Here is a 13,891-nt window from a genome sequence, read left to right as displayed (position 1 = left end):
GCACTCCTCGCTGCGGCCGTCCTCGCCCTCGTCCGCTGCCGAACCCCTTCTCTCCGTCCGTGACCTGCGGGTGGTCATCGACGGGCTGCACATCCTGCACGGTGTCGACTTCGACGTGGCCTCCGCCGGAGTCACGGCACTGCTGGGCCGCAACGGTGCCGGCAAGACCACCACTGTGAAGGCCGTCATGGGTCTGGTGCCGCGCACCGGGAGCATTCAACTGTCCGGTGCTGGAATCTCCTCCTTCCCAACTCATCTAGTTGTTCGTCGTGGTATCGGTTATGCACCCGAGGATCGCGGGATCTTCGCCGGGCTGACGGTCGCCGAGAACCTCCGCCTCGCTGAACGCGGAGCGCTGGGTGGGGCCGAGGCGGGCGAGCCGAACTACGCGCTCGTCCACGAGCTCTTCCCCGAACTCAAGCGGCGGGCCGGCCAGTTGGCCGGGACGCTCTCCGGCGGCCAACAGCAGATGGTGGCGATCGGCCGGACGCTGCTCAACCGGAACCGGCTGATCATCGCCGACGAGCCCACCAAGGGCCTGGCGCCGAAGATCGTCTCCGAGGTGGCCGAAGTGCTGGCGCGAGCGGCCGAGGCGGTGCCCGTTCTCCTGGTCGAGCAGAACCTCGCGCTCGTCCGCCGCCTGGCCGGCACCTGTGCCGTCCTGGCCGACGGCCGGACCGCCCACCGGGGCGACACCGCCGAGCTGTTGGCCGACGAGGAGGCCGCCCGCCGCCTCCTCGGCGTCGGCTCCCGTCACCCGCTCGCCGGTGGATACCGGCCGTCCGCCGCCTCCGCGGCCGGTTCCCCGACCGCCACCCCGGTCGTCACCACGGAGGTGAAGCCCTGATGGACACCATCGTTCTCCTTTCCTGTACTGGTCTCGGTCTCGGCGCGCTGTACTTCCTGGTCGCCTCCGGCCTCTCCTTGATCTTCGGTCTGATGGACGTGCTCAACTTCGCGCACGGCGCCCTGCTCTCCATCGGCGCCTATGCGACCTGGTGGGCCGGTACGGAGGCGGGCCTCTCCTTCTGGCTCGCGGTGCCGTTCGGCACCTTGGTCGGGACGGCCGCCGCCGTCCTGCTGGAACTCTTCCTGATCCGGCCGCTCTACAGCCGCCCGCGCGACCAGATCCTCGCCACCGTCGGGGTCGGGCTCGCCGTGCCCGCCCTGCTCATGGGGATCTGGGGCGCGGACGCCCGCCCCTTCCCCCAACCGGCCCTACTGGCCGGCACCTGGCACGTCCTCGGTGCGACCGTCCCGGTCAACCGGTTCGTGCTCGTGGCCGCCGCCGCACTGTTGCTGCTCATTCTTCGGTTGTTCCTCGCCCGAACCCGCTACGGGCTGATCGTCCGGGCCGGCGTCGAGGACCGGGCGATGGTCACGGCGCTCGGCATCGACGTCCGAAGGGCGTTCACCCTCGTCTTCGCCATCGGTGGGGCGGCCGCCGCACTGGGCGGCGCCCTCGGCGGCCTCTACTTCGGTTCGGTCAATCCCGGCCAGGGGACCAGCCTGCTCATCTTCGCCTTCGTCGTCGTGGTGATGGGTGGCATGGGCTCCGTGACCGGGGCCGCCGCCGCCTCGGTGGGCGTCGGCCTCGTCCAGCAGTTCGCCAACTACTACACCGGCGCCGGGCTCGGCGACCTCTCGGTCGTCGTCCTGCTCGCCGTGCTGCTTCTGGTCCGACCCCGTGGACTCACCGGGAGGCTCGCGTGAGCGCCGAAACTCCGATCACGAGCACCGGTGGCCCCGCGGCCGCCCGCAGCGCCGCCACCTCGGCAGGGGGGACTGACACCAGCCCTGCCGTGACCGCCGTGTCGGCAGAGGGGACTGACACCAGCTCCGCCGACAGCCCCACTGTGGCAGGGGGGACTGACACCAGCCTTGCCGGAAACCATTGTGAACAAACGGGCGAGCCCGGCGACATCCCTCGAACAGGTGATTCGGTCACTAATCGCTGGACACGGATGCACGCAGCGCTACGCTGGTGGCCGATCGCCCTGCTGATCACGCTCCTTGTCGCCCCATACAGTGCGCTTCCCGTCCCGGGACTGCTCGACGGCCCGCTCGGCAGCCCGGGAAGTCTCCAACTCATCGCCCTGTGCCTGCTCTACGGGGCCCTCGCCACCGGCTACGACCTCCTGCTCGGCCGTACCGGACTGCTCTCCTTCGGCCACGCGCTCTACTTCGCGACCGGCCTCTACGCCACCGACCTCGGCATGCTCGAACTGCGACTCCCCTTCGCCGCCGCCGCGGTGTTCGGGGTCGCCTGCACCGTGCTGCTGGCCCTGCTGCTCGGCTCGGTGAGCCTGCGGGTCACCGGCATCGGCTTCTCCATGGTCACCCTCGCCTTCGCCCAGGCCGGTGCCATCCTCGTCCTGCGCAACCCCGGTGGTGTCACCGGCGGCGAGGAGGGCCGGTCCGCCCCGGCCGACCTGCTGCCGTCCGGCCTGATCGGGATCGAGAACACCGCCAACCTCTACTGGATCGCCGTCGGTTACCTCGTGCTGACGGTCGCCGCGGTCCACTGGGCCGTCAACTCCCCGGCCGGCCGGGTCTGGGAGGGCGTCAAGGAGAACGAGCGCCGGGTCGAGGTGCTCGGTCTGCGGCCCTACGGCTACAAGTTGGTCGCCTTCGTGCTCTCCGGAGCGCTCGCCGGTCTGGGCGGGGTGGTCTACCTGCTGCTCACCGGTGGGGCCACCCCGCAGGCCGCCGGTTCGGACGCCACGCTCGCGCTGCTGGTCATGGTGGTCCTGGGCGGCTCCGGTACCCGCTGGGGGCCGCTGCTCGGCGGGGTGCTCTACACCTGGGCCGGCCACCGGCTCAGCGACCTCGCCAACTCGGACGCCGTCGCGGGCATGCCCGCGGTGCTGCGCGTGCCGCTCTCCCAACCCCTTTTCCTGATGGGCACCCTGTTCGTCGCCGTGGTCTACCTGCTCCCCGGCGGCCTGGCCGGACTCCCCGCCCGTATCCGCACCGCCCGATCCGCCCGCTCGGCGGCCCGCACGCCGACCGGCAGGCCCGCCGCCCGTCCCACCGGAGGTGCCCCCGCGTGAGCCAGCCACCCCTGAAGCCAGAGGAGTTGACCGTCCCCGTACCCGGCGGGGACCTCGCCGTCCTGCGGTGGTCCGCCGACCGGCCGGGGGCCCCGACGGTCGTGGCGGTGCACGGCATCACCGCCAACGGCCTCGCCTGGTACGAGGTCGCCCGTCGGCTCTCCGGGCGGGTCACCCTGCTCGCGCCCGACCTGAGGGGTCGCAGTGCCAGCCGCTCGGTCGCCGGACCGTACGGGCTGACCCGGCACGCCGACGACGTGGCCGCGCTGATCGCCTCCCTGGGTGTGGCGCCCGTGACGGTCGTCGGCCACTCGATGGGGGCCTGGGTCACCGCCCTGACCGCCGTCCGGCACCCCGAACTCGTCCGCCGGGTACTGCTGGTGGACGGCGCGCTGAGCTTCCCGCTTGCGGAGGGCGTCCGGGAGGAGGACGCCTTGGCCGCAGTGCTCGGCCCCGCGCTGGCACGGTTGTCGATGACCTTCCCCGACCGGGCCGCCTACCGGGAGTTCTGGCAGCGTCACCCGGCCTTCGACGGCAGCTGGTCCGAGGGGATCGACGCCTACACCCAGCGCGACCTCGTCGGCGCCGAGCCCGAACTGCGCTCCTCCTGCGTGCTGGAGGCCGTGCAGACCGACGGCGCCCAGGTCCTGCTGGACCGTGAGGCAGCCGGGGCCGTGCACCGGCTGCCCTGCCCGGCCGAGTTGCTCTGGGCGGAGCGCGGCCTGCTCAACGAGCCGCAGGGCCTCTACGACCCCCAGCGGATCGGGCTGTCCGGGCTGGATCCGGACCGGGTGCCCGCCTCACCCGTGCCGGACTCCAACCACTACTCGATCCTCTGGGGCGAGGCCGGAGCCGACCGCATCGTCCGCAAGCTGCTCGCGGACGTCCCCGCCGCCGGGTGACGGGCCCGGCCGGAAGCATGGAACGGCGACGGCCGGGTCAGCCCGCGGCGCCGAGGAAGCTCTCCCAGCCGCCGGACGGCGCCTGGCCGACGTTGAGCGTGCGCAGCTTGCGCAGGGTCGACTGGTCCTGCACCTCCAGCCATTCGACCAGCTGACGGAACGAGACCAGCCGGACCTCGGGCTTGCCCGCGATGGTCTTGAGGGTCTCCTCGACGGCGTCCATGTATATGCCGCCGTTCCACTGCTCGAAGTGGTTGCCGATGAAGAACGGGGCCCGGTTGCCGTTGTAGGCCCGCTCGAAGCCGGCCAGGTAGGAGTTGGTGGCCTGGGTCCGCCAGTCGCCGTACTTGGACGGGTCGCCCTTGGTGCTGCCGTTGGACTGGTTGGCGAGGATGTTGTAGTCCATCGACAGGACCTGGAAGGTGTGCCCGGGGAACGGTATGGACTGCAGCGGGAAGTCCCAGATCTTGCCGTCCTGCACCTTCTGCGGCCATATCTGGAGGCCGCCCGAGGAACTGGCGTCGTACTTCCAGCCCAGCTTGGCTATGGTCGGCAGCAGTGCCTTCTGGCCCTCCAGACACGGGGTGCGGCCGCCGATCAGCTCCTTCTTGTAGTCGAAGGGCAGCGGGTCGACGTCGGTGAAGCCGGTGTTGGTCCGCCACTGGGTGACGAAGGCTATGGCTTGGTCGATCTCGCTCTGCCAGTCGTCCGGGGTCCACATGTTGACCCCGTTCTTGTCCGGGCGGCTGGAGCAGAAGTGCCCGTTGAAGTGGGTGCCGATCTCGTGCCCGGCGAGCCAGGCCTGGCTGACGAGCTTGAGGGTGCTCTTGACCGCGCCGTCCGAGAGGTACGGGATGTCGGAGGCGCCGACCGAGTGCTTCGGCGGGTGGTACAGGTCGGACTTGCCCTTGGGCAGGGCGTAGATGCCGGAGAGGAAGAAGGTCATCGTGGCCTTGTACTGCTCCGCCAGCTTGAGGAAGCGGGGGAACTGGCCGTCGTCGGTGCCGCCCGCGCCGTCCCAGGAGAACACCACGAACTGCGGCGGGCGCTCGCCCGGCTTGAGCTTCTCGGGCTTGGGCTGGTTCGGCTGCGGACCGGTGTCCGCGTTGGAGCCGTCGCCGATCGGGGTGCCCTTGGGCACGACGGTTTGGGTCGGGTCGGCGTTGCCGTTCTGCCCGGCCTTCGTACTGCCGTCAGAGGAATGCGAGGTGGAGTCCTGCCCCGAACCGGATCCGCTGCTGGAACAGGCGGCGACCGCGCCGAGGGCCGCGGTCGCAGCGGTCGCACTGAGCACCGTCCTGCGCGAGATGCTGGTCATGGTCTCCCCTGGGTGCCGATCGCCGGTGGTGGGGGCGGCCCTGGGCCGCTCCGGTCAAATCGGGCAATTGATGAATATTCCGCCGTTAGCATGTCATGTCGCGCAGCGGCTACCAAGGCCGCCGGGCTCCGACGACAGTCAACACGTCGGGGGCGCCCGACCGGGCTGCAGGGATCCGTCGTCTGTTGCGGTCCTGTGACGCTTCGCGCTGCGCGACGTCAGGGGAGTACGGTACCGCCGCCCTGTCAGGACCGGTCAGAGTGCGTCAGCGCTCGGCACGGGCCGTCGCCCGTGAGGGAAAATTATGCTCCCGACAGTGCTCTGCGGCCGAAAGTCGCCGACCGCTCCGGGGCCGGTCAGAGCGCGGCCAGCCGCCGGTTGCGGCGCACTATTCGCGCGATCGCGGTGCTGACGGCCGTGGCTGCCGCACAGGAGACCGCGAGACTCAGCCAGGCGGTGTTGAACCAGTGGCTGTTCAGCCAGCCCAGCGTCACGATGTAGGCGGCCCAGACCAGCGCCGCCAGCGCCGACCAGTGCAGGAAGCGGTGCGGATGGGCGGGGGAGTGACCGATGGCCAGGTCCAGGACGGTCCGTCCGGCCGGCACGAACCGCGCGACCACCACCATCGCGGCCGCCCCGCCGCGCGGGCGCTCGACCAGTGACTGCTGGACCCGGGCCACGCTGGCCGCCAGTTTCGGGCGCCGGGCGAGCCGGCGCTGCAGCAGCGGGGCCCCGCGCCGGGCGAGCTGGAGCAGCAGGAGGTCACCCAGGAAGGAGGCCACCGCCACGCCCAGGCCGAGCAACACCGGGGCGCCGTTGATCTGTGCTGTCTTGAGCACGGCCAGGATGACCAGCGTTCCGCTCGGGATGAAGGGGAGCAGGGCGTCGCCGAGTACGGCGAAGAGCGCAAGGGCGCAGATCCACGAGGATCCCGTCGCCGCCACGAAATTCAAGGCCTTACTCCCTCCACGCCGCCCTGGGGGAGCAGGTGGCTGCTGGGGTCAACGCTAGCGCCTCGACTTTTCACGCTGCCATGAAGCACCCCGGTGTGCCGGGCATCACCGCAGTCGGCCGCAGCTCACGGCCCTGATGCGGTCGCCGGCGAGGTGCGCCTGGAGCGCGCGGGCGAAGGCCCCCGCAAATGGAACGAGCCCCCGGGGCGGGGTGCCGCGCCGAGGGCCCGCAGGGATCGTTCAGCGCTGGTCCAGCCCGAAGATCTCGGCGACGGAACGCGGGCCCGCTCGGTGCCCCGTTCCTGATCACCACCCTGCCCGAAGCCGGCCGCCGGTCGCGAGCGCTCCGGCTGGCGACTTCCGACCCTGGCGTGAAGTCGCCAACCGTGTCGGGCTGCTGGCTCTCCGTCATCCGAACGGTCGGTCGGTGCGGTCGTGTGGAACCGCTCGGGCCGCACCCGGGCCGAACCCCGGACCGCACATCCCGGTCACTCCCGGCCGCGGCCGCATCGAGCGGCCGGCCCGGGAACAGCGGGCCCGCAGCCGTGGTTGATCCCCGTCGGCAGCAGCGACCGCCGGGCCGACCGAGACCCGCGCGGCCGCCCACGACGGCCGGCTCGGAGGAGAGCCGGGCCAAGGACAGCCAGGAGGGCGGACGGCATGACCACCGAGGACCAGCAGGAGCAGCGGACCGGACCGGAGGCCGGTGCGGTGATCCGGGGCACCGCCCGCGGCACGGCACCCGCTCCGCTCTCGATCCTCGACCTGGCCACCGTCGGCGTCGGCTACACGCCCGGCCAGGCCCTGGCCGCCACTACCGAGCTGGCCCGCCGGGCCGAGCAGTGGGGGTACCACCGTTTCTGGGTGGCCGAGCACCACGGAATGCCCGGCGTGGCCAGCTCTACCCCGGCCGTCCTGCTCGCCCACCTCGGGGCCAACACCACCACGCTGCGGCTCGGCTCGGGCGGCGTCATGCTCCCCAACCACGCCCCGCTGGCCATCGCCGAGCAGTTCGGCCTGCTGGAGGCCCTGCACCCCGGCCGGATCGACCTCGGGCTCGGCCGAGCCCCCGGCACCGACCCGGCCACCGCCCGCGCCCTGCGCCGCGGACTCGCCGAGGGTGCGGACGACTTCCCGCTGCAGCTCTCCGAGCTGACCCACTTCCTCGACGGCGACTTCCCCTCCGGCCACCCGTACGAGCGGCTGACCGCCGTCCCCAGGGGCGAGAGCCGTCCGCCGGTCTGGCTGCTCGGGTCCTCCGGCTTCAGCGCCCAGCTGGCTGGCCGCCTCGGCCTCCCATTCGCCTTCGCCCACCACTTCAGCAGCGCCAACACCCTTCCGGCGCTGGACCTGTACCGGACATCCTTCCGCCCCTCCGCCGTGCTCAGCGAGCCCTACTCGCTGATCGGCGTGAGTGCCGTCGCCGCCGACGACGAGACCGCCGCCCGTCGCCTCGCCCGCTCCGCGGCCCTGGGCATGCTGCGCCTCCGACGCGGCAACCCCGGCCCGATCCCGACCCCGGAGGAGGCCGAGGAGTACCCGTACAGCCCGGCAGAGGCGGACTTCATCGACAGCTGGCTCGACAACGTGGTGCTGGGTGCCCCGGGCCAGGTCGCGGACGGCCTGGAGGTGCTACGCAAGCGGACCGGGGTGGACGAGCTGATGGTCACCTCGCACATCCACGGCCATGAGGCCCGGTTCCGCTCCTACGGTCTGGTCGCCGAGGCGTACGGCCTGACGGCAGACGCCTGACGGCGTCGGCCTGACAGCGTCGGCCGGGGGCCATCACCTCGGCGACGGCCCCCGCCCCGTCGGCCTAGCGGCCGCTCGGGGCGGGGCGGCCCTCCCGGAGTATCGCCGCGACCAGCTCGGCCTCGCCGGGCCGGGCGAAGTACCAGCCCTGGGCGGTGTCGCAGCCGGTCAGCCGGAGCCGCTCGGCCTGGGCGGCGCTCTCGATGCCCTCGGCGGTGACGGTCAGGCCGAGGGTGTGGGCCAGCTGGACCATCGCGCCGACGATCTGCTCGTCCGCGTCGCGTCGGCGGGAGTGGAGTTCCGGGAGACCCGGACGCTCCGCCGATGCCGATGCCGATGCCGATGCCGATGATCCTGATTCCGATGCCGAGGAACCAGCCGAGGGAGCAGCCGTAGCCGGGGCGGAGTGCCCCGCCGTCGCCGGTGCCGGGTCGCGGAAGCCCTCGATGAAGGTCCCGTCGAGCTTCAGCACGTGCACCGGCAGCCGGGAGAGGTAGGCCAGGTTGGAGTAGCCGGTGCCGAAGTCGTCGATGGCGATCCGCACGCCCATGTCAGCGAGTGCCTGGAGCGCCTGCAGCGGGCGGCCGCCGGGGCCGAGCAGGGCGCTCTCGGTGATCTCCAGCTGCAGCAGCCGGGCGGGCAGGCCCGTGCTTTCGAGGGCCTGGGCGACGTCGGCCACCACATCGGAGTCCCAGATCTGGCGGGCCGCCAGGTTGACGCTCACGAAGGTCTCGGTGTCCGGGAACTCGGTGAGCCACTGCCGGGCCTGACGGCAGGACTCCTCCAGCACCCACTTGCCGAGCGGCACGATGGCACCGGACTCCTCGGCGAGAGGGATGAAGCGGTCGGGGGAGAGTGTTCCGTAGCGGGGGTGGCGCCAGCGGACCAGGGCCTCGGCGCCGTGCACCGCGCCGTCGGCCAGGCCGACCAGGGGCTGGTACTCGATGGTGAACTCGCCGCGTTCCAGGGCCGGCCGCAGTGCGGTCGCCAGCAGCTGGCGGGTGAGCCGGTGGGCGCCACGGTCGGGGTCGTAGAGGGTCCAACGGGCCCGGCCGTCGGCCTTGGACCAGTAGAGCGTGGCGTCGGCGTCCTTGACCAGGTCCGTCGGGGTGGTCTCGTGCACCGAACGCTCGACGACGCCGACGCTGGCGGTGACCACCAGCCGGTGCCCGGCGACGTCGAAGGGACGTTCCAGCACCTCCAGGATCCGGCCGGCCAGCGCCGTCAGCTGCTCGCTGCCGACACTGTCGGTGACCAGGACGGCGAACTCGTCACCGCCCATCCGGGCGACCAGGTGGGCGTCCCGTTCGGAGAGTCCGCGCCGCAGCCGGGCGGCGACGGCGATCAGCAACTCGTCGCCGATGTGGTGGCCGAGGGTCTCGTTGATCGCCGCGAAGCCGTCGAGGTCGAGGTAGCAGACACCCACCCGCCGTCCCTCCGCGACCGCCACCGGCCGACCGGAGCCTCCGTGGTTCCCGCGGTCGTCGGGGTCCGGGAGGCAGGCGGCGTCGAGCCGTTCGAAGAAGAGGGTCCGGTTGGGCAGCCGGGTCAGCGGATCGTGCAGGGCCTGGTACTCCAGGCGGTCGCCGAGCCGGCGCTGCTCGGTGATGTCCTCGACCAGCGCGAGGGTGTAGAGCGGCCGCCCGGCGGGGTCCCGGATGAGCGAGACGGTCACCTTGCTCCAGACCGTGTGGCCCTCACGGTGCTTGAGCTGCTTCTCCACGCGGAACCGTTCCCGCTTGCCGTGGACGAGCGCGGTGAACAGCCGGGACGGCATGCCCTCCGGGTCGATGATCTCGTGCAGGTGGGTGCGGACCAGTTCGCCGACGCCGCGGCCGATCAGGGCGGCGAAGGCAGGGTTGACCTCGATGATCCGGTCCTCGGGGTCGATCAGGGCCATGCCGATGACGGCGTCGCAGAAGGCGGCCCGGAAGCGGGACTCGCTGGCCCGGAGTGCCGCCAGCAGCCGGTCGTCGCCGCCCTCCCGGCCGGGGGCCCCACCGGCGCCCAGGTACGCACCGTCGGTCAACGGGGCCGAGCAGGTGGGGCAGAGCAGTAGCTCCGGATCCTCCAGCGTGCCGCAGGCCGCGGGGATGGCCGGTCCGGTCGCACCCGGCGGATCGAGGGCCGGCGCGGCGAGGTGGCGGTGGTGTGACGATTCCTTGTGCCGCACGCCTGGGTGGTGTGCGTCGGCCCCCTCGTTCTGGCCCGGCACGGCATGCTCCCGTCCGCTGCTGACGCTTGACGATGGTCTGCCTGGCCGGTCGGGATTCCGGCGGCCGGCTCCGCGCTCTGCCGGAGTCTTCGGAGTCGGTCCGCTGCGGGGCGTCCGCCGTGGGGCGCTGTCGCACGGGGACCCGGGTGAAGGACAGGGCGCTTCGGCCGATCATAGGCCGCGGCGACAACGCGCGGTGACCGCCGCCAGGGTGATTCGCCCCGTTTGGGATCATGCATGACGGAACGTTCGGCTGCCTTCAGTGCACATCACATGAGGTGCGCCGGGAGCGCGTGCGCCGAAGCCGCGCCCCCGGGCGCTGGTCGCGCGCGGGGGCGGGGCCGAGGTGCGCCCCCCGAACGGGCCGGGGGAGGACGGGCCGGGAGGCGGTCAGGCGAGTTCGGCCGTGAGGGTGATGGTGGTGCCGGTCAGGGCCTGGCTGACCGGGCAGTTGGCCTTGGCGTCCTCGGCGGCCTTGACGAAGGCGGCCTCGTCCAGCCCGGGGACCTCACCGGTGACGGTCAGGTGGATGCCGGTGATGCCGGTGCCGGGCTGGAAGGTGACGTCGGCCCTGGTGTCCAGCTTGGTGGGCGGGTTGCCGGCCTTGCTCAGGCCGTTGCTGAGGGCCATCGAGAAGCAGGCGGAGTGGGCGGCCGCGATGAGTTCCTCGGGGCTGGTCTTGCCGTTGGGCTCCTCGGCGCGAGCCGGCCAGGAGACGGGGTACTCGCCGATCCCGGAGGAGGCGAAGGTCACCTGCCCCTTGCCGTGGAGGAGGTCTCCCTCCCAGGCGGTGCGGGCGGTGCGGGTGGTTGCCACGATCGGTTCCTCCAGTGCTGAGGGACTGCTGAGTCGTCACTTCCGGTCATGCACGCACCAGCCTACGGGCAGCCCGGCCGCGGAGCCGGGTGCCGGGCGGTCCGGCGAGCTGTCCGGATGCTGGACGGTTCCTCCGAACGGTGCCGGTCCGGACCGGGTGCCCTGTTAGATTTGCCCGGGCCCGAGCCCGGCCGCCGTACGGTCGGGCGCCCACCCCAGACACCGGGAGCCGACCCGATGACGGACCAGCCCACGACCCCCGACGCCGGCGTGACCGAGGGCATCGACGACGCGGTACGGGCGGAGCTGACCAGCCTGCGCGAGAGCATCGACAACATCGATGCCGCAGTGGTCCACATGCTGGCCGAGCGCTTCAAGGCGACCCAGCGGGTCGGTCGGCTCAAGGCCGAGCACAAGCTGCCGCCTGCCGACCCGGCCCGGGAGCGGGACCAGATCGAGCGGCTGCGGGAGCTGGCCGCCGGGGCCAAGCTCGACCCGGTCTTCGCGGAGAAGTTCCTGAACTTCATCATCGCCGAGGTGATCCGCCACCACGAGGCCATCGCCCGCGCCTGAGGGCACAGAGGGCGGCGCCCGGCATCGAAACCCGCAGGCGGCGATGTCGGGCGCGGCTAAACGCCGGATTTCGTGAGGCTCCCCGGTTGGCGTAGCGTGCAACTTTCCCCAGCCGGAGAGGTGGAGCAGCGACGATGGCGGTGAACCTGCCCGAAACGCCCGGCGGAGCTCCCAGCGAACCCGCCGAGCCCGGCGTACCAGCCGCCCGGGACACCCAGTACGCCCAGCAGGGCTCGTACGACCAGCGGGGTCCGTACGGCCAGCAGGCCGCGAACGGCCCGTACGCCCAGCAGGGCCCGTACGGCCAGCGGCTCCAAGGGGACGGGTCCGGGGCCCGGGCCGAGGCCCGCGGGCGGGCCGGCGGATCGCGCGACCGCAAGGCTCGCCGGACGGCGCGCCGTCCCCGGCCGTGGTGGATCGAGCTGCCGGTGATGGTGGCGGTCGGGCTGGCGGTCGCGCTGTTGATCAAGACCTGCCTGTTCCAGGTCTTCACCATCCCGTCCGGTTCGATGGAGAACACCCTGCGGGTGGGCGACCGGGTCGGCGTGAACAAGCTCGCGCCGCTGACCGGCTGGACGCCGCAGCAGGGGCAGCCGGTGGTGTTCAAGGATCCGGGGAACTGGCTGCCGCCCCAGCCGGTCGACTCGAACCCGATCACCAACGCCGTGAGCTCGGTGCTGAGCTTCGTCGGGCTGGTGCCGCCGAAGGACGACAACTACCTGGTCAAGCGGGTGATCGCGACCGGTGGCCAGACCGTCCAGTGTGCGGGCGCCACGCTGACCGTCGACGGCAGGAAGGTCGTCGAGCCGTACCTGCACCCCGGCGACGACTCCTGCGCGGGCATGGACTTCGGCCCGGTGAAGGTCCCCTCGGGCTATATCTGGGTCGAGGGCGACCACCGCAGCGACTCGGCGGACTCCCGCTGGCACCGGCAGGGCCCGGGTGGCGGCGCCGTGCCGGTGGGCAACGTGGTCGGCCCGGTGTCGGCTGTGGTGTGGCCGGTCAGTCACCTCGACTGGTTCGGCTGGACCGGCCGCTGACCCCGCGGTCGGCGGTTGCCACCCGCTCCCGGGCAGCGGTCGTGGCCCGGGAAGCGGTGGCCCCGGAAGGGGCGGAACCACCAGCAGCACTCGCGCCGGCACCCGTACCAGCCCCCGCCTCCACCGCGGGCGGCTTGCTCGTCTGCGCCGCGAACGCGCCCGCCAGCACCAGCAGGCCACCCGCGACCTGCGGAAGCCCCAGGTGCTCGCCGAGCAGGACCCAGGCCAGCACGGTGGCGACCACGGCCTCCAGGTTGGCGACCACCCCTGCGACCGGCGGCGAGAGGTACCCGACGGAGACGACCCCGGTCAGGTAGGCGAGCACCGTCGCGATCAGCACCATCCAGGCGGCCGGGACCAGGGCGGGCAGGCTGTGCCCGTTCATCACCACGGACCCGCCGAGCAGGCCCCAGTCGGCCTGCCAGGGCCGGGTGAACACGGTGAGCAGGACGGCGCCGATCAGCAGCCCGTACGCGCTGACGGCCAGTGGGTCGACCGGCCGGTCACCGCGGCGGCCGGCGTCGGCGAGCAGGAAGTAGCCGACCTGGCAGAAGGCCGCGCCGAGGGCGAACAGCACGCCCAGCGCGTCGAAGCTGAGGCCGTTCCAGACCTCCACCACGCAGGCCAGCCCGGCCACCGCGACTCCGGCGCCGACGGCCGCGCCCCGGGAGATCGGCTTGCGCTGCACGAACCTGACGTAGCCGATCAGCAGCGGCGGCCCGAGGTACTCGATGAGCAGGGCGACCCCGACCGGGATGCGGGAGATCGCGGCGAAGTAGCAGGCCTGGACGCCGGCCACGGCGAGCAGGCCGAAGCCGAGCAGCAGGCCGGGGCGGCGCAGGACGGCGCCCCGGTGCCGGTAGGCGATCGGGAGCAGGGCCACGGCCGCCCCGGTCACCCGGAGCCAGACCACGTGCAGGGGGGAGAGTCCGGCCTCGATCAGCGGCTTGGCCGCGGTACCGGAACCGCCGAACGCGAAGGCGGAGACCAGGGCGAGGCTGAGGCCGAGGGTTCTGCCCGAAGGGTGGGTGGGCGAGGCCGTTGATCTGTGCACTGGCGCATTGTGGCAGTCCTACCGACGCTTCGGTAAGGCGCCATTTCGTCATTTGGTCCTGGTCTCAACTGTCCGCAACGGCGAGATGACCGACGCGGGGCGGGGGGACCGCCCCGGGGGGGGTTGCGGCCCGCCCGGGCTGGAGGCGCCCGCCGGGTGGGAGGCCCGCGGGGCCGGCCGCCCCCCCCCGCCGCCCAGGGGGATATAAAAAAAAG

The 13,891-nt window shown here is 72.3% G+C and carries 12 protein-coding genes; 7 read left to right on the top strand and 5 right to left on the bottom strand.

Annotated elements, in window-relative coordinates; translation table 11 throughout:
• Window positions 1-10 precede the first annotated feature (10 nt).
• The 4 genes from ACFV1W_RS21870 (at window position 11) to ACFV1W_RS21855 (ending at window position 3,955) form a co-directional block, all read left to right on the top strand.
• Entirely contained in the window at window positions 11-847 is an 837-nt protein-coding gene (locus ACFV1W_RS21870) for an ABC transporter ATP-binding protein (protein ID WP_380418898.1), read from the top strand.
• The gene (locus tag ACFV1W_RS21865; protein WP_380418868.1) at window positions 847-1,713 is read left to right on the top strand and encodes a branched-chain amino acid ABC transporter permease; all 867 of its coding nucleotides are present in this window, start codon (window positions 847-849) and stop codon (window positions 1,711-1,713) included. The genes ACFV1W_RS21870 and ACFV1W_RS21865 overlap by 1 nt, the downstream gene beginning before the upstream one ends.
• Before the next feature lie 251 nt (window positions 1,714-1,964).
• Window positions 1,965-3,053 carry a branched-chain amino acid ABC transporter permease gene (locus tag ACFV1W_RS21860; RefSeq protein ID WP_380418867.1) on the top strand — a complete coding sequence of 363 codons (1,089 nt, stop codon included), beginning with the start codon at window positions 1,965-1,967 and terminating at the stop codon, window positions 3,051-3,053.
• Window positions 3,050-3,955, top strand: a complete 906-nt coding sequence (locus ACFV1W_RS21855; protein WP_380418866.1) for an alpha/beta fold hydrolase — start codon at window positions 3,050-3,052, stop codon at window positions 3,953-3,955. Before ACFV1W_RS21860 ends, ACFV1W_RS21855 begins: the two co-directional genes overlap by 4 nt.
• Before the next feature lie 37 nt (window positions 3,956-3,992).
• On the opposite strand, the gene ACFV1W_RS21850 is transcribed toward ACFV1W_RS21855, so the two are convergent.
• Window positions 3,993-5,273 (bottom strand): hypothetical protein, encoded by a 1,281-nt coding sequence (locus tag ACFV1W_RS21850; RefSeq protein ID WP_380418865.1) that lies wholly within the window; start codon window positions 5,271-5,273, stop codon window positions 3,993-3,995.
• A 356-nt stretch (window positions 5,274-5,629) separates the two neighbouring features.
• Window positions 5,630-6,217: a DedA family protein gene (locus ACFV1W_RS21845; RefSeq protein WP_380418897.1), complete on the bottom strand. Its 588-nt coding sequence runs from the start codon at window positions 6,215-6,217 to the stop codon at window positions 5,630-5,632.
• 669 nt (window positions 6,218-6,886) lie between these two features.
• On the opposite strand from ACFV1W_RS21845, the gene ACFV1W_RS21840 reads away from it, so the two are divergent.
• Complete coding sequence (locus ACFV1W_RS21840; RefSeq protein WP_380418864.1) at window positions 6,887-7,978, top strand: LLM class flavin-dependent oxidoreductase; 1,092 nt, start codon at window positions 6,887-6,889, stop codon at window positions 7,976-7,978.
• A gap of 64 nt (window positions 7,979-8,042) precedes the next feature.
• Here the strand turns inward: ACFV1W_RS21840 and ACFV1W_RS21835 are convergent, their stop codons facing one another.
• Both ACFV1W_RS21835 and ACFV1W_RS21830 read right to left on the bottom strand, forming a co-directional pair.
• Window positions 8,043-10,151 carry a putative bifunctional diguanylate cyclase/phosphodiesterase gene (locus ACFV1W_RS21835; RefSeq protein WP_380418863.1) on the bottom strand — a complete coding sequence of 703 codons (2,109 nt, stop codon included), beginning with the start codon at window positions 10,149-10,151 and terminating at the stop codon, window positions 8,043-8,045.
• A gap of 432 nt (window positions 10,152-10,583) precedes the next feature.
• Window positions 10,584-11,009 carry an OsmC family protein gene (locus ACFV1W_RS21830; RefSeq protein WP_380418862.1) on the bottom strand — a complete coding sequence of 142 codons (426 nt, stop codon included), beginning with the start codon at window positions 11,007-11,009 and terminating at the stop codon, window positions 10,584-10,586.
• A 237-nt stretch (window positions 11,010-11,246) separates the two neighbouring features.
• Between ACFV1W_RS21830 and ACFV1W_RS21825 the strand changes: the two genes are divergently transcribed.
• Window positions 11,247-11,582, top strand: a complete 336-nt coding sequence (locus tag ACFV1W_RS21825; protein WP_380418861.1) for a chorismate mutase — start codon at window positions 11,247-11,249, stop codon at window positions 11,580-11,582.
• 134 nt (window positions 11,583-11,716) lie between these two features.
• Window positions 11,717-12,622, top strand: a complete 906-nt coding sequence (gene lepB, locus ACFV1W_RS21820; protein WP_380418860.1) for a signal peptidase I — start codon at window positions 11,717-11,719, stop codon at window positions 12,620-12,622.
• Here lepB and ACFV1W_RS21815 read toward each other — a convergent pair.
• Window positions 12,585-13,676, bottom strand: coding sequence for a DMT family transporter (locus ACFV1W_RS21815; RefSeq protein ID WP_380418859.1), 1,092 nt, complete (start codon window positions 13,674-13,676; stop codon window positions 12,585-12,587). The two genes, lepB and ACFV1W_RS21815, sit on opposite strands and share 38 nt — an antisense overlap.
• Window positions 13,677-13,891 lie beyond the last annotated feature (215 nt).

The sequence above is a fragment of the Kitasatospora sp. NPDC059648 genome (assembly GCF_042734825.1).
GTDB lineage: Bacteria > Actinomycetota > Actinomycetes > Streptomycetales > Streptomycetaceae > Kitasatospora.
Note: the sequence above shows the minus strand (reverse complement) of the source record. Positions and strands in the feature narration are given on the sequence as shown.